Origin of the sequence: Acetobacter sp. DmW_136, from assembly GCF_008690365.1 — a bacterium.
GTDB lineage: Bacteria > Pseudomonadota > Alphaproteobacteria > Acetobacterales > Acetobacteraceae > Acetobacter > Acetobacter oryzifermentans.
Genome location: NZ_VHON01000005.1, coordinates 136,591 through 151,471, shown reverse-complemented (window position 1 = coordinate 151,471; position 14,881 = coordinate 136,591). Strand labels below are relative to the sequence as shown.

The following is a 14,881-nucleotide window of genomic DNA, read 5'->3' as shown; positions in this document are numbered from 1 at the left end:
AGGATAATCATGACCGATACACCACTCGCGTCCTCGGCAGCTTCTGCTTCGGACACTCTTGCCAGCAAGATTGACGAACTGCCGGATGTTCTCTCCCGCATCTGCGCACGCACCAAGCTGGAAGTTGAACATCGCTCCACCCTGATGTCCCTTAAGGAAATCACAGCCAAGGCGCAGGAAACCAAAGAGGCTCCACGCGGGTTTGGTCGGGCGCTGAAGGAAAAAGCTGCTGATCGCGCAGTTGGCCTGATTGCAGAAATCAAGAAGGCTTCTCCTTCCGCTGGTATCCTGCGCGAAACGTATAATCCGGCAGAAATTGCCGCAGAATATGAGCAAGCAGGGGCAGCCTGTATTTCCGTGCTAACGGAAAGCTCCTGTTTTCATGGTGATAATGAAGATCTGGGCAAGGCGCGGGCTGCGTGTTCCCTTCCTGTTCTGCGCAAGGATTTTATTCTTGATCCGTGGCAGGTTTATGAAAGCCGCATGATCGGGGCAGATTGCATTCTGCTCATTATGTCTATCCTGTCTGATGAAATGGCGCTGGAACTGGTTGACCACGCCAAAGGGCTAGACATGGATGTGCTGGTGGAAGTGCATGATGAGGAAGAACTGAACCGCGCCCTTGCGCTGGATACCTTCTTGATCGGTATCAACAACCGCAACCTCAAAACGCTTCAGACCAGCTTGGATACCACGCGGGAACTTTCTCCTCTGGTGCCGCCAGATCGGATTATTGTGTCTGAAAGTGGCATCAAAACGCATGAAGATATCGTGCAGCTTTCCGGCATTGGCGTAACGGGCTTTCTGGTAGGTGAATCCCTGCTGCGAGATCCGCATCCCGGTGATTCTGCCAAAAAACTGTTGGGGCTGGCCTAACGTGCCCTCTCCAGCACTCACACATCTGGATGCAGCCGGGCATGCGCATATGGTGGATGTTTCCGCTAAAGCTGCCACGCGCCGCAAGGCTGTTGCTACCGGGGCTATTATTATGCAGCCCCAAACGCTGGAAATGATCCTTTCAGGCGCAGCCCCAAAAGGTGATGTTCTGGCAACGGCCCGCATTGCTGGCATTATGGCTGCAAAAAAAACAGCAGATATTATCCCGCTCTGTCACCCGCTTAGCCTAAGCAGTGTAACTGTGGATCTGGCTCCGAATGATAACAGGATCGAGATTACCGCAACTGTTACAACAACTGGCGCAACCGGGGTGGAAATGGAAGCGTTAACCGCCGTGTCTGCTGCGGCCCTTACGCTGTACGACATGTGCAAAGCAGTTGACCGTGGCATGCAGATAGAAAATATAAAGCTCCTTCATAAAAGTGGGGGACGCTCAGGAGACTACAACGCTGCATAATAAAACACGCGAAACAGCAGGCAGTTTTACTGGAGCTTTAGAAACCATCTGAAGGCCCGGAAACGGATGCCGCTGTTGCGCACCATTTATTACGAACTGTTTACATATCGCAAAAGGTTCATCACGCATGGGAACGAACGCCAAACAGGTCGGCAAGGCAGGAAATAACGGTCCTTCCTTAACACGAGACCAGTTTCTTAAAGCCTACTATGACATGCTCCTGATCCGCCGCTTTGAAGAAAAAGCCGGGCAACTTTACGGCATGGGCCTAATTGGCGGTTTCTGCCACCTGTATATCGGGCAAGAAGCTGTGGTGGTTGGTATCCAGATGAGCCTGCATGAAGGCGATAAGCTGATTACATCCTACCGAGACCACGGCCAGATGCTGGTGGCGGGCATGACTCCCCGTGGCGTGATGGCAGAACTTACGGGCCGTTCTACCGGGTATTCTCACGGTAAAGGGGGCTCCATGCATATGTTCTCCCGCGAGAAGAATTTTTACGGGGGGCATGGCATTGTCGGTGCTCAGGTTTCTTTGGGTATCGGGCTGGCGTTTGCCAACAAATACCGCAATACAGATGAAGTTTCCGTAGCTTATTTTGGTGATGGCGCCGCCAATCAGGGGCAGGTTTACGAAAGCTTTAACCTGGCCGCTCTGCTCAAACTTCCCTGTATTTTTGTAATTGAAAACAACCGTTACGGCATGGGCACCGCTGTTGAGCGAGCATCTGCATCGCACGAACTCTACAAAAATGGCGAGCCATGGGGCATTCCCGGCAAACGGGTAGATGGCATGGATGTTGCTGCCGTATATGCCGCAGCAGAAGAAGCCGTAAAACATTGCCGTGAAGGCAAGGGGCCTTACCTGCTGGAAATGATGACATACCGCTATCGCGGCCATTCCATGTCAGATCCTGCCAAATACCGCACGCGGGATGAGGTGGATGAAGTCCGCAAAACGCGAGATCCCATTGAACACGTCAAACACATCCTGCTGGATTCTGGCGTGACAGAAGCAGAATTGAAAACAATGGAAACCGAGATCAAGAGCATTGTAAACGACTCTGCAGAATTTGCGCAGACCAGCCCGGAACCCGATCCGGCCGAACTTTATACGGATGTTGTTCTGGAGGCTTGAGCATAAACATGGCGACTGAAATTTTAATGCCCGCCCTTTCTCCTACCATGACAGAAGGCAAACTCGCCCGCTGGTTGAAGAAGGAAGGGGATACCGTAAATAGCGGCGACGTTCTGGCCGAGATTGAAACCGATAAAGCCACAATGGAAGTAGAAGCCATTGAGGAAGGTATTCTGGGCCGCATTCTAACACCGGAAGGTGCAGAAGGCGTTGCCGTCAACACACCTATCGCCATTCTGGTGGAAGAAGGTGAAGCGGTGCCCGATAATATCGATACACCTAAAAACGTAGCTGTTGCAGAACCCGCCTCCGCGCCACAGTCTTCACCCTCTGTTGCCGCACCAGTTTCCACGCCGGTTGAAGAAGAAAAAGACTGGGGTGAAACGCAGGAAATCACTGTGCGTGAAGCCCTGCGTGATGCACTGGCCGCCGAATTACGACATGATCCAGATGTCTTCCTGATGGGTGAAGAAGTAGCCCAGTATCAGGGGGCTTACAAAATCTCCCAAGGCCTGTTGCAGGAATTTGGCGATAAGCGCGTAATTGACATGCCAATTGCCGAACATGGCTTTACAGGCATGGCCGTGGGCGCAGCCCTTACTGGCCTAAAGCCTGTTGTTGAGTTCATGACCATGAACTTTTCCATGCAGGCTATCGACCATATCATCAATTCCGCAGCCAAAACGCTGTATATGTCTGGCGGCCAGATGGGGTGCCCCATTGTGTTCCGTGGGCCAAACGGCCCGGCATCTCGCGTGGGTGCGCAGCATTCTCAGTGTTACGGTAGCTGGTATGCCCATGTACCGGGCCTGAAAGTGGTTGTGCCTTGGTCTTCCGCAGATGCCAAAGGTCTGTTGCGCGCTGCCATTCGTGACCCTAACCCCGTTGTGGTGCTGGAAAACGAAATTCTTTACGGGCGCAAATTCCCATGCCCGATTGATGAAGATTTCATTGTGCCCATCGGTAAAGCCAAGATCGAACGCGCTGGTTCTGATGTAACCATCGTTGCGTTCTCTATAGCTGTCACCACAGCGCTGGATGCTGCTGCCGAGCTGGCCAAGCAGGGGATTGAGGCAGAAGTTATCAACCTGCGCAGCCTGCGTCCGCTGGATACAGACACAATTGTAGAAAGCGTTAAAAAAACCAGCCGCTTGGTAACGGTAGAAGAAGGCTGGCCGTTTGCAGGTATTGGCGCAGAAGTTGCCATGCAGGTGATCGAGCATGCGTTTGATTGGCTGGATGCTCCACCGGCCCGTGTAACGGGTGTGGATGTGCCGATGCCATTTGCCGCCAATCTGGAAAAATTGGCCCTGCCACAGCCTGAAGATGTGGTTAAAGCCGCACTTGGCCTGATGTGAGGGAATGACAGATGGCGACTGAAATTTTAATGCCCGCCCTTTCTCCTACCATGACAGAAGGCAAACTCGCCCGCTGGTTGAAGAAGGAAGGGGATGCTGTAAATAGCGGTGACGTTCTGGCCGAGATTGAAACCGACAAAGCCACAATGGAAGTAGAAGCCATTGAGGAAGGTATTCTGGGCCGTATTCTTGTTCAAGAAGGTGCAGAAGGTGTTGCCGTCAACACACCTATCGCCATTCTGGTAGAAGAAGGCGAGGCGGTACCAGACAATATCGACACGCCTAATAACATGGCATCTGCCGCCCCCGCAACGGCATCACAGCCTGCGGCTGCTTCTGCTCCTATAGCAACACAGGCAGCACCAGCACAGCGGGCAGACAAGCCTGTTGGCCGGGTTGTGGCCTCTCCGCTTGCGCGCCGCATTGCGCGCCAGAAAAACATTGATTTGGCAGCCCTTAAAGGCACGGGGCCAAATGGCCGTATTGTCAAACGGGATGTAGAAGCGGCTCTTAACAAAGCCCCAGACGCAGGGCAGGTGGCTTCTGCCCCGACAGCATCTGGTGGTAGCCGTGCTGTGCCGCACACTACCATGCGCAAGGTTATTGCGCGCCGCCTGAGTGAATCCAAATCCACTATTCCGCACTTCTATGTCTCCATAGATGTGGAGCTAGATGCGCTGTTGGCTTTGCGTTCACAGCTTAATGCCATGTCTCCGGCAGAAGGGGCTGATGCCTTTAAGCTATCTGTGAATGACATGCTCATTAAGGCCTCTGCTGTTGCCCTTAAGCAGGTACCGGAAGTGAATGCGTCCTACACCGAAGATGCTATGATCCTGCATGAAGATGCAGATATCTCGGTTGCGGTTTCTCTGGATGATGGGTTGATCACGCCTATCGTCAAACAAGCAGACCGCAAGAGCCTGAAAGACATCAGCCAAGAAGCCAAGGATCTGATTTCCCGCGCCCGCGCAGGCAAATTGAAGCCAGAAGAATTTCAGGGCGGTACATTCTCCATCTCCAACATGGGTATGTATGGCGTGAAAGACTTTGCCGCCATTGTTAACCCGCCGCAGGCTGCCATTCTGGCTATTGCTGCGGGTAAAAAACAGGCCGTGGTAAAAGGAAATGAACTGGCTATTGCCACTGTTATGACCGTTACCCTCTCGGTTGATCATCGCGTGGTGGATGGTGCTGCGGCAGCCCGCTGGCTTTCTGCTTTCCGTGCAGCGGTTGAATCTCCGCTCTCACTCGTTCTCTAACCGCATGGCTTTCTTAGGATCAGGCATATTATGAGCCAGACTGATTTTGATATCATCGTTGTTGGCGGTGGGCCGGGTGGTTATGTGGCGGCACTTCGGGCAGCGCAGCTTAAGCTTTCTGTTGCTGTGGTGGAAGCCAACCACCTTGGGGGTATCTGCCTGAACTGGGGCTGTATCCCCACCAAGGCATTGCTGCGTGCTTCCGAGATCAACCATCTATTGCATGACCTTGGCACATATGGGTTTAAGGCGGATGGTGTAAGCTTTGATTTTAAAGCAATTGTTGCCCGTTCACGCGCCGTTTCCAAACAGCTTGCCTCTGGTGTTCAGCACCTGCTCAAAAAAGCCAAAGTTCCTGTTTTTAAAGGATTTGGCAAGCTGGATGGCGTTGCTGCCGGTAGTAAACGCAAAGTATTGGTGCAACCAGAAAGTGGTGCGCCGCTAACCCTTACAGCCAAACACGTTATTCTGGCCACAGGAGCACGCGCGCGCGCGCTGCCGGGGCTGGAAGCAGACGGCAAACTTGTCTGGTCTTATCGGGAAGCCTTGGTGCCAGATGAACTGCCCAAACGGCTACTGGTCATTGGGTCTGGCGCTATCGGCACAGAATTTGCCTCGTTCTACCGCAATATGGGTTCTGAAGTTACGCTGGTGGAGGTTGCGCCGCGCATTCTGCCCGTAGAAGATGAAGAAATCAGCACCTTGGCGCGTAAGGAGTTTGAAAAACAGGGCATGCGTGTTCTTACCAGCGCCAAGGTTGGAGCGCTGAAAAAGGGCAAGAACGATGTTACTGTGCCAGTAGAAGTGGGCGGCAAAACGGAAACCATTACCGTGGACCGCGTTATTTCTGCTGTGGGCATTGTGGGCAATGTTGAAAACATCGGGCTGGAAGGCACCAAGATCAAAGTAGACCGCACACATGTGGTAACGGATGATCTGTGCCGCACGGGTGAGCCCGGTGTTTACGCCATTGGTGACCTGGCAGGTGCCCCGTGGCTTGCGCACAAAGCCAGCCATGAAGCTGTTATGTGCGTTGAAGCTATTGCTGGCAAAACCGTGCATCCTATTGATATTACAAAAATTCCCGGCTGCACATACTGCCGCCCACAGGTGGCTTCTGTTGGTTATACGGAAGCACGCGCAAAGGAAGCGGGCTATAAAGTGCGGGTTGGCAAGTTCCCGCTTATGGCAAACGGAAAAGCACTTGCTATGGGTGAACCAGAAGGCATGGTGAAAACCGTATTTGATGCCCAGACAGGTGAGCTGCTGGGTGCGCATATGATTGGTGCGGAAGTTACGGAAATGATCCAAGGCTTTGTTATTGCCCGCACAGCAGAGCTGACGGAAGCCGAGCTGATGGAAACCATTTTCCCACATCCCACCATTTCTGAATCCATGCACGAAGCTGTTCTGGCCGCTTATGGTGGAGCGCTTCACTTCTAGTTTTGGTGTATCATCTCAAGGGTTTGATGTTGCCAGAACACTATATGGCGCGTTCCTGCCTTGACGCCACGGCAGGAGCGTTCCAGTTCTGTGGTAACCCTTGGCAAAAGCGGGCAAAGATATGTCTATTCGCGTTGTGATTGATCATCGAACAGGAGGCAGCAGCCCCAACAAGCTGCGTCATCCAGAAAAAGCACATCGGCCAGACAACCCCATAGCCCGCAAACCGGACTGGATACGCGTTAAGGCGCCCAATCACCCCATTTACCACGAAACGCGTGCGCTTATGCGCAGCAACAAACTGGTAACTGTGTGTGAGGAAGCCGCATGCCCCAACATTGGGGAATGCTGGTCTCAACGCCATGCCACCATGATGATCATGGGGGAAATCTGCACCCGGGCCTGTGCATTTTGCAATGTTACTACCGGCCTGCCGCATGCGTTGGATGCGGATGAACCCGCCCGTGTGGCAGAAGCGGTGGCACGCCTTGGGTTGCGGCATGTGGTTATTACATCGGTAGATCGGGATGATCTGGAAGATGGGGGCGCGCACCATTTTGCCCGCGTTATTCATGCTATTCGTGCAGCGGCGCCAGCAACAACCATCGAAATCCTGACACCTGATTTTTTGCGTAAAAAGAATGCCTTAGAAGTGGTTGTTGAAGCACGGCCTGATGTTTTCAACCACAATTTGGAAACCGTGCCACGCTTGTATCCGACCATTCGGCCGGGGGCGCGTTACTACCAATCTTTGCGCTTATTGGATCGGGTTAAACAGCTTGATGCATCCATCTTTACCAAATCTGGGCTCATGCTTGGTTTGGGGGAAGAAAAGATGGAACTCGCTCAGGTCATGGATGATCTGCGCGTGGCAGATGTAGATTTTATTACAATGGGCCAGTATCTCCAACCAACAGCCAAACATGCCCCAGTTGCACGTTTTGTTACCCCGGCAGAGTTTGAGGACTACGGCACAATGGCACGCGTAAAAGGCTTTTTGCAGGTAAGTTCCAGCCCACTTACGCGCTCCTCCTACCATGCCGATGCCGACTTTGCCGCACTGCGTGAAACACGCAATGCCCGCCTGAAGGAGGATCAGTAATGCCACAGCACGCAGAAAAGCGTGTTTTACCTTATCGCCCGGATCAGATTTTTGATCTTGTTGCCGATGTTGGTCATTATCCCAAGTTTCTGCCTTGGTGCGTTGCAGCCAAAGTGCGCACGCGCACCGCTACAGAACTGGTTGCGGACTTAACCATTGGTTTTGGCCCATTCCGGGAAAGTTTTACATCGCGCGTTACGCTAGACCGCCCATCATCCATTACTGTTCGGTATGAGCGCGGGCCTTTTAGGTATTTGCGCAATATCTGGAAATTCACTGCAACGCCCGAAGGTTGCCTTGTAGAATTTTTTGTAGATTTTGAATTCCGTTCGCGCATTTTGCAGGCCGCTATTGGCGTGGTGTTTACAGAAGCCACACGGTTGATGGTTTCTGCCTTTATCAAACGCGCGCGCGAAGTATATGGGCCGCCACAAACGCCCATCACCAACACAACAACAACCTGTACCAGTGAACACCCTGCCACCTGAAAGCAGAGTGGATATTTTCTTTGGTTTATATCCTTTGTTTCGGTTGAAACCCTGCTTATGATGCACGCAGGCAATTTTCTGTAACCTATTGTGGAATATGGGAATTGCCTGTGACAAGGCGATTCAACCTTATTAAGGAATATATCCATATGAAAAAACTTTTCGCAGCAGCTCTGCTGGCCTCTTCTGCAACTCTGGCTGTTGCGCCAGCTCTGGCTGCTGAAACCGCAACGCATCACGGCATGCATGCACATCACCATCATGAACATTGCCTAAAAGGCAAATGTGCCGCGGGTGAAAAATCTGCACAGAACAATGGTGATGCTGAAACAGCTGATCTAAATGCCAAAAGCCTGGCTGCGGCACAAAATAATCAGGTTCCGGCCATTGCTGGCGCAGCACCTGCCGTAACGGCGCCATCCGCACCTGTGCTTACAGCACCTAGTGTGTCTGCTCCTGGTATTCCGGCTCCGGTGGCTGCTGGCACAGGCGTAAAAGCACCAGCTCTACCTACAGCTCCTACAGCTACAGTTCCAACAAATGCCCCACTGCCGGCACCTGTTCCGGTTCAGTAATGTGAACATAGATACTGCTGCCGACATCTGTTTCGGCAGCAGTATTTTTTTTGCAAATTTCAGCTCAAACGCTGCAAAATCAACTCAAACGCATGCTGTGCCGCTTGCGCTCTGACATCTTCCCGGCTGCCAGAAAAAACCTGCTTATCCGAGATAACAGCGCCATTTTTCATAGCCGTTGCAAACCATACAAGCCCTACGGGTTTTTCTGCTGATCCCCCATCTGGCCCAGCTATACCGGAAATAGCAACCGAGATAGAAGCAACGGGTGAAGCCTTTAAGGCGCCTTCGGCCATTTTTTCCACAGTTTGCGCGCTTACGGCTCCGTGCTTTTCCAATATTTTGGCCGGAACCCCCAGCACCTTTTGCTTCATGGCGTTGGAATACGTTACAAACCCACCTTCCGTTACATCGGAAGAACCGGGAAAATGCGTCAACATTGCTGCAACCAAACCGCCAGTGCAGCTTTCCGCTGTAACCATATGCCCATCTACCTGCCGCAAGCGAAAGAGGGTGCGCTCAGCAGCCGCCAGTACAGAAAACTCTGAAAAAGAAGCATTAGTCGCAGACATTACCAAAAAACCTTCCGCTTAGTGTGATGCGCGCCCCACAACTGCACGCACGCCTCTTACACATAACGCGGCCATGGCCCCTGCAATCACGTCATCCCCCATCACACCTATGGCATCATGCCGTCTATCCAGCACGCCAACTGGGCCGGGCTTTGTAATGTCAAACAAGCGGAAAAAGGCAAACGCCAGCAAAGGATACATCCAGAACCATTTTTCACGAGTCTGTTCCTCTGTTTTTGGCAGGCAGGCTAGCAAGGCTATCCACATTCCGGCCACTTCATCAATTACAATCCAACTGTGATCTTCACCTTTGCCGCTGCGTTTTGTGGCCCACCAGCCCACCACAGTTACCGCAGCAATACCTGTCACCAAAAGGCGAGGGCGCTTTAGCAAAGGCAACCCCACCACTAATGCCGCCAAGGAACCAACCGTACCCGGCGCGCGGGGTGAAAGCCCGCAACCACCAAATGTTGCAATCAGCCGTGCGATGTCCATTTTACTTGTTCCCCAATGCCACATAGATGGTCATGTTTTCCCACACACGCTGCACGTAATTCCGTGTTTCGGAATAGGGAATGCTCTCAATCCAATCGATCATCTCTTCGGCAGAAGCGCCGTTCTCGGCTGGATTACCGGCTGTGTTTAACCAACGCGCCAAACGGGTAGGCCCACCGTTATAGGCTGCGGCCATATACGGCACCACCGCCCCAAAACGAGACTGGATGTGCTCCAGATAAGCTGTGCCCAACTTCATGTTGTTTTCTGGGTCATGCAGCCCGGCAGCCGTTGCTGCAGAGGCAGGTAGGCCCGTTACGCGCAGCATATCTCCCGCAGTAGACGGTTTAAGCTGCATAAGCCCAATAGCATTGGAAGGGCTAATGGCATCAGGATTAAAGTTACTTTCCTGCCGCATCAGACCGAGCGCCACACCGGCGGGCAAAGTGCTGGATGGCGGCGTATAAGGAAGCGGCCAACCAGAGCGCAGCAGAAAGACACCATCGCGCCCCGCATGGCGGGAGACTGTTACAGCGATATCCGGCAATCCCAACTGAGCAGATAAAGAGGAAAGCGCCAGACGCTGCGGCGTGCTTGTAACCTGCTGTTCAAGCATGTTCATGAAGTCTCGCGCATGTGGGCGATCTCCCCATGAAACAAGGATCTGTGCAGCCTGCGCCAGTTCACTGCCAGAAACGTAAACATCTTCCGATGTGGTTGTTTCTGGGTCACGCTCCGCTTTAAGGCGTGTGCGCGTTTCCTCTGGCACATTGGCTGGGTCTAGCAGCACGTTATTGCGGCCTTCCAACGCAGCCGCAGCCATTTGCCCATAAAATGTTCCGGGCAGGGCAGCCGCCTGCTGCCAATTTGCATGGGCTGAAGCGGAATCCCCCGCTGCGGCACGTGCACGCCCAAGCCAGTAAAAGCCACGGCTCCGTGTAATAAGCGCAGTGGACTGAGCCAGTGGACGGAAAAAAGTTTCTGCCGTTGCAGGATCATGCTGAAGGCGCAGGGCAATCCACCCGGCAAGAAACTGTGCATCTAGCCTGTTTGTTGGTGTTGTGGCTGTATCATTTGCTACAGCAAAAGCATCTGCGGCACGCCCAGCCTGAATCAATTCACGCGCCAGCGTATCCCGCTCTCGCCAGAATGAGGCACCTTGTGTGCTGCGTTCAGCCTCTGCCCCAGCGCTTTTCCATAGTGCCACGGCTTCATCATAACGCTGTTGTTTGCGCAGCCAGCGCGCATGATCGAGAATAAGGTACGGATCAGAGCGCTGGTTAGCGGGTAGGGCAGCGGCCAGTGTTTCTGCTGCCGGGTCATCTGCACGGAAAGCTAAGCGGGCCTGTGCCAGTGGCTGTTTTGGGGCAGAAAGATAGGGCAGGGTTTGCTTGGCAGCCGCTACCAACCCATTTTTCTCTTCACGATCAAACCGCAACCAAGAACGTTCTGGCGTGATGGCAGATGCAAAATTGCTTTGCAAAGCGGTGGCTGCGAAACTGGCATCGTTGCCATTTGCCCATGCCTGTGCGGCTTCTGTATTCAAACGTTTGCTTAAATCTGCCGAAGCCGGAACCTGTGTGGCACATTGCGCAAGCGCTGGGCCGTATGTCAGATTTTGCGAAGCGCATAGCCGGGCCAGCACTGCCGGATCTGTTTCCTTGGCCAAAGCAAGTTGCATGCGCGATGTAAACAACTGCCAGCGGGGCCATACTGGACGCGTTTGCAGAAAATCAGCATAAGCCTGCGCATTGTTCTGCGAGGATTTCACCAACCCCAGCCAAACAGTCAACCGGCTGGCAACATCACTTGTAGGGGGCGTGCCTTGGGCGGCCTGCTGCTCCGTTGGCCATGCCAAACGGTTTTCAGAAGCTCCTTGCTGTTCTGACGAGGGGGACGAGCAGGCGCTCAGCCCCACACACGCCAGAGAAACAGCCGCCACAAGGCGGTATCGGTAAGAAATCGCAAAACGTCTCATACCGCAGAATCAGCGCGTTTCCCGCACGTTGGCAAGTGCTTTCCGCACTGCCCAAAAATCAGTGGGACAAATGCCCCCAAACTTCGCCACCACCTTTAACTATCAGTTCTATGGCAACAGCCAGAACAATCAGCAGGCCAACCCAGGAAATCCACTTATATTTATCCAGCAAGCGCGCAATAACAGAAGCCGCCAACCCCATAAGCAGTACGGAAAGAGCCAAGCCTGCTATCAAAATACCCGGATGCTCTCGCGCAGCACCGGCAACAGCCAGCACGTTATCCAAGCTCATGGATAAATCTGCTATCAGGATACGGAAAATAGCCTTCCCCAAACTTCCTGGGGGTGCGGGGCCTGTATCGTCATTTGCGTGGTTTTCCCGCATTTCGCGGTACATGCGCCAGCATACCCAAAGCAGCAAAAAGCCACCGGCTAGCGTAAGGCCCACAATCTCCAACAGCCGCACAGCCACCAGAGCCAGCAAAATACGGATAATGGCCGCCAGCCCCACACCGGCAAGAATAGCTTTCTGCCGCTGTGCGCCAGAAAGAGACCGCACCGCCATACCAATAACAACGGCGTTATCTCCCGCCAGTGTCACATCAATCAGCACAACCTGCAAAAAGGCGACAAATGCTGTCAGGCTGAAGGAATCTAGAAAGCCGTTCACGTAAGCTCCGATTCGAAAAACAAGGGGCAAAATGCGCCCGAAAAGGCGGCAGTTTCGGGAAGGAACACAAAAAGTCAAAGTTTTCCGCTTTGCGGGCAGACGAAAGGCACGAAATCCGCTAGAGAGACGCCACCTGTTGGCTTTATTTTTTTGGTTAAGGAATTCTGCGTTATGGTGCCGCGTTATACTCGCCCCGTCATGGCCGCCATCTGGTCTCCCACAAACCGCTATCGCATCTGGTTTGAAATTGAAGCGCTGGCGTGTGAAGCCATGGCTGAATATGGCACCGTGCCCAAGGAAGCCGCCAAGGTGGTGCGCGAAAAGGGCGATGCCGCAATGGCCGCTTTTTCTGATGCCGATCTGGCCCGCATTGATGAAATTGAAGCCGAAACCCGGCATGATGTTATTGCCTTTCTGACATGGCTGGCAGAAAAGGTTGGCCCCGAAAGCCGCTTTGTGCACTTGGGCATGACATCATCCGATGTGCTGGATACTTGCCTTGCCGTGCAACTTGTGCAGGCAACAGACCTGCTGTTGAAAGATCTGGATGGTGTTTTGGATGCGTTGAAAACACGCGCTTTCGAACACAAACACACTCTCACCATTGGCCGCAGCCACGGCATTCATGCCGAACCCACATCTTTCGGGCTAAAGCTGGCTGGCCATTACGCAGAATTTGCCCGTAACAAAGAACGGCTTGAAACCGCACGCGCTGAAATTGCCACCTGTGCTATTTCTGGCGCTGTTGGCACCTATGCACATCTAGACCCGCGCGTTGAATCCTACGTGGCAGAACGCTTGGGCCTGAAACCGGAAACCGTTTCTACGCAGGTTATCCCGCGTGATCGGCATGCTGCTTATTTCTGTGCTCTGGCTGTTATTGCCAGCGGTATTGAACGTCTGGCAATTGAAGTACGCCACCTCCAGCGTTCTGAAGTGCGTGAAGCAGAAGAATTCTTCCATAAGGGCCAGAAAGGCTCTTCCGCTATGCCGCACAAGCGCAACCCGGTGCTGACCGAAAACCTTACGGGGCTGGCTCGTCTGGTACGGGCCGCCGTTATTCCGGCACTGGAAGACGTAGCACTGTGGCATGAACGCGATATCAGCCATTCTTCTGTAGAACGAAACATCTGCCCAGATGCCACAATCGGGCTGGATTTTGCCCTTGTGCGCCTGTCCGGCATGATCTCCAAAATGTTGGTGTATCCAGACCGCATGGCCGCTAACATTGAAAGTCTTGGCGGTGTGGTACATTCCGGCGAAGTGCTTCTGGCACTGGCCAAAGCTGGCCTCTCGCGAGAAGATGCCTACCGGATCGTGCAGCGTAACGCCATGGAAACATGGACCAAACTGGGCACGCCAGAATGCAAAACTTTCCGTGAAAATCTGGATGCAGATCCGGAAATTTCTGGCCGTATCTCTCCAGACGTTCTGGACGCGGCAATGGATAGCCGCCAGCACCTGAAGGCGCTGGATACCCAGTACGAAAAAATCTTTGGTGAAACAGGGCCCCGCCAGTAAGCAGGCTCCCTTGTCATAGCAGGATATATCTTCCTACCCGGAAGCCTGCTATGAACCATATTTAGCATATAAGGGGCCGTACTGGCTGGCCCCTTGAATAATAGCCAGTTCTGCCCGAACTGGCTTACCCTTTTTCGACAGGTAAGGATCATCATGGCCCGTCGGCGTCAGCTTTATGAAGGTAAAGCCAAAATCCTTTTTGAAGGCCCCGAACCTGGCACCCTTGTGCAATATTTCAAGGATGATGCCACAGCAGGGAACGGCGCAAAAAGCGGCGTAATTACCGGGAAAGGCGTTCTGAACAACCGTATCAGTGAATTTCTGATGCTGCGGTTGCAGGAAATTGGCATTCCCACGCACTTTATCCGCCGCATCAACATGCGTGAGCAGTTGGTGAAGGAAGTGGAAATCATTCCGCTGGAAGTGGTTGTGCGCAATATTGCCGCTGGCAGCATTTCCAAACGCTTTGATATTCCCGAAGGTGAGCGCCTGCCACGCCCGATTGTGGAATTCTATTACAAGAATGATGCGCTGGGTGATCCTCTGGTTTCAGAAGACCACATCATCGCCTTCGGCTGGGCTTGCCCGCACGATATGGAAGAAATTACCGGCATGGCCATGCGGGTAAATGACTTTCTGTGCGGCCTGTTCAGCGGTATTGGCATCCAGTTGGTAGACTTTAAACTGGAGTTTGGCCGTATCTGGGAAGGCGAAGATATGCAGATTGTGCTGGCGGATGAAATCTCGCCCGATAACTGCCGCCTGTGGGATATGCACACAAACGAAAAACTGGATAAAGACCGGTTCCGCCGCGATATGGGCAACGTAAAAGAAGCCTATCAGGAAGTGGCGCGCCGCATGGGTATCCTGCCAGAAAACGGGGCAGGCGGAGATATGAAAGGGCCGGAAACGGTTCAGTAACCACGCT

General features: G+C 53.1%; 15 protein-coding genes. 11 read left to right on the top strand and 4 right to left on the bottom strand.

Annotated features, from left to right (window positions below; all coding sequences use genetic code 11):
• Nucleotides 1-9: 9 nt before the first annotated feature.
• From trpC to FKW31_RS01445, 9 genes are all read left to right on the top strand, one after another.
• Nucleotides 10-876: an indole-3-glycerol phosphate synthase TrpC gene (gene trpC, locus FKW31_RS01485; RefSeq protein ID WP_150177297.1), complete on the top strand. Its 867-nt coding sequence runs from the start codon at nucleotides 10-12 to the stop codon at nucleotides 874-876.
• Between the two features lies 1 nt (nucleotide 877).
• Complete coding sequence (gene moaC / locus FKW31_RS01480; RefSeq protein ID WP_003625539.1) at nucleotides 878-1,354, top strand: cyclic pyranopterin monophosphate synthase MoaC; 477 nt, start codon at nucleotides 878-880, stop codon at nucleotides 1,352-1,354.
• A 127-nt stretch (nucleotides 1,355-1,481) separates the two neighbouring features.
• Nucleotides 1,482-2,492, top strand: a complete 1,011-nt coding sequence (pdhA, locus tag FKW31_RS01475) for a pyruvate dehydrogenase (acetyl-transferring) E1 component subunit alpha (RefSeq protein ID WP_063354007.1) — start codon at nucleotides 1,482-1,484, stop codon at nucleotides 2,490-2,492.
• Nucleotides 2,493-2,500: 8 nt separating this feature from the next.
• Nucleotides 2,501-3,850: a pyruvate dehydrogenase complex E1 component subunit beta gene (locus FKW31_RS01470; RefSeq protein WP_150177296.1), complete on the top strand. Its 1,350-nt coding sequence runs from the start codon at nucleotides 2,501-2,503 to the stop codon at nucleotides 3,848-3,850.
• A gap of 11 nt (nucleotides 3,851-3,861) precedes the next feature.
• Nucleotides 3,862-5,109: a pyruvate dehydrogenase complex dihydrolipoamide acetyltransferase gene (locus tag FKW31_RS01465; protein WP_150177295.1), complete on the top strand. Its 1,248-nt coding sequence runs from the start codon at nucleotides 3,862-3,864 to the stop codon at nucleotides 5,107-5,109.
• A 30-nt stretch (nucleotides 5,110-5,139) separates the two neighbouring features.
• Complete coding sequence (gene lpdA / locus FKW31_RS01460; RefSeq protein ID WP_150177294.1) at nucleotides 5,140-6,552, top strand: dihydrolipoyl dehydrogenase; 1,413 nt, start codon at nucleotides 5,140-5,142, stop codon at nucleotides 6,550-6,552.
• A gap of 121 nt (nucleotides 6,553-6,673) precedes the next feature.
• A complete protein-coding gene (gene lipA / locus FKW31_RS01455) occupies nucleotides 6,674-7,654 on the top strand; it encodes a lipoyl synthase (protein WP_150177293.1) in 981 nt (326 codons plus the stop codon).
• Nucleotides 7,654-8,142 (top strand): type II toxin-antitoxin system RatA family toxin, encoded by a 489-nt coding sequence (locus FKW31_RS01450; RefSeq protein ID WP_006115282.1) that lies wholly within the window; start codon nucleotides 7,654-7,656, stop codon nucleotides 8,140-8,142. Before lipA ends, FKW31_RS01450 begins: the two co-directional genes overlap by 1 nt.
• Nucleotides 8,143-8,291: 149 nt before the next feature.
• Nucleotides 8,292-8,717, top strand: coding sequence for a hypothetical protein (locus tag FKW31_RS01445; RefSeq protein ID WP_035351380.1), 426 nt, complete (start codon nucleotides 8,292-8,294; stop codon nucleotides 8,715-8,717).
• 59 nt (nucleotides 8,718-8,776) lie between these two features.
• On the opposite strand, the gene FKW31_RS01440 is transcribed toward FKW31_RS01445, so the two are convergent.
• The 4 genes from FKW31_RS01440 to FKW31_RS01425 are packed head-to-tail and all read right to left on the bottom strand — an operon-like array spanning nucleotide 8,777 to nucleotide 12,432.
• Complete coding sequence (locus FKW31_RS01440; RefSeq protein WP_150177292.1) at nucleotides 8,777-9,289, bottom strand: CinA family protein; 513 nt, start codon at nucleotides 9,287-9,289, stop codon at nucleotides 8,777-8,779.
• Nucleotides 9,290-9,307: 18 nt separating this feature from the next.
• Complete coding sequence (locus FKW31_RS01435) at nucleotides 9,308-9,784, bottom strand: phosphatidylglycerophosphatase A (protein ID WP_150177290.1); 477 nt, start codon at nucleotides 9,782-9,784, stop codon at nucleotides 9,308-9,310.
• Nucleotide 9,785: 1 nt separating this feature from the next.
• Complete coding sequence (locus FKW31_RS01430; protein WP_150177288.1) at nucleotides 9,786-11,762, bottom strand: lytic transglycosylase domain-containing protein; 1,977 nt, start codon at nucleotides 11,760-11,762, stop codon at nucleotides 9,786-9,788.
• Nucleotides 11,763-11,820: 58 nt separating this feature from the next.
• On the bottom strand, nucleotides 11,821-12,432 hold the full coding sequence (locus FKW31_RS01425; protein ID WP_150177286.1) for a TerC family protein: 612 nt from the start codon (nucleotides 12,430-12,432) through the stop codon (nucleotides 11,821-11,823).
• 171 nt (nucleotides 12,433-12,603) lie between these two features.
• Between FKW31_RS01425 and purB the strand changes: the two genes are divergently transcribed.
• Together purB and purC are read left to right on the top strand one after the other, a co-directional pair.
• A complete protein-coding gene (gene purB / locus FKW31_RS01420) occupies nucleotides 12,604-13,953 on the top strand; it encodes an adenylosuccinate lyase (RefSeq protein WP_012812894.1) in 1,350 nt (449 codons plus the stop codon).
• Nucleotides 13,954-14,106: 153 nt separating this feature from the next.
• Entirely contained in the window at nucleotides 14,107-14,874 is a 768-nt protein-coding gene (purC, locus tag FKW31_RS01415; RefSeq protein WP_003630621.1) for a phosphoribosylaminoimidazolesuccinocarboxamide synthase, read from the top strand.
• Nucleotides 14,875-14,881 lie beyond the last annotated feature (7 nt).

Excerpts from the sequence above, each read along its gene's own strand:
- pdhA (WP_063354007.1), top strand. The coding sequence starts at position 1,482 with ATGGGAACGAACGCCAAACAGGTCGGCAAGGCAGGAAATAACGGTCCT.
- FKW31_RS01430 (WP_150177288.1), bottom strand. The coding sequence starts at position 11,762 with ATGAGACGTTTTGCGATTTCTTACCGATACCGCCTTGTGGCGGCTGTT.
- purB (WP_012812894.1), top strand. The coding sequence starts at position 12,604 with ATGGTGCCGCGTTATACTCGCCCCGTCATGGCCGCCATCTGGTCTCCC.
- lpdA (WP_150177294.1), top strand. The coding sequence starts at position 5,140 with ATGAGCCAGACTGATTTTGATATCATCGTTGTTGGCGGTGGGCCGGGT.
- FKW31_RS01450 (WP_006115282.1), top strand. The coding sequence starts at position 7,654 with ATGCCACAGCACGCAGAAAAGCGTGTTTTACCTTATCGCCCGGATCAG.
- FKW31_RS01440 (WP_150177292.1), bottom strand. The coding sequence starts at position 9,289 with ATGTCTGCGACTAATGCTTCTTTTTCAGAGTTTTCTGTACTGGCGGCT.
- purC (WP_003630621.1), top strand. The coding sequence starts at position 14,107 with ATGGCCCGTCGGCGTCAGCTTTATGAAGGTAAAGCCAAAATCCTTTTT.
- FKW31_RS01465 (WP_150177295.1), top strand. The coding sequence starts at position 3,862 with ATGGCGACTGAAATTTTAATGCCCGCCCTTTCTCCTACCATGACAGAA.
- FKW31_RS01435 (WP_150177290.1), bottom strand. The coding sequence starts at position 9,784 with ATGGACATCGCACGGCTGATTGCAACATTTGGTGGTTGCGGGCTTTCA.
- FKW31_RS01470 (WP_150177296.1), top strand. The coding sequence starts at position 2,501 with ATGGCGACTGAAATTTTAATGCCCGCCCTTTCTCCTACCATGACAGAA.
- FKW31_RS01445 (WP_035351380.1), top strand. The coding sequence starts at position 8,292 with ATGAAAAAACTTTTCGCAGCAGCTCTGCTGGCCTCTTCTGCAACTCTG.
- trpC (WP_150177297.1), top strand. The coding sequence starts at position 10 with ATGACCGATACACCACTCGCGTCCTCGGCAGCTTCTGCTTCGGACACT.
- lipA (WP_150177293.1), top strand. The coding sequence starts at position 6,674 with ATGTCTATTCGCGTTGTGATTGATCATCGAACAGGAGGCAGCAGCCCC.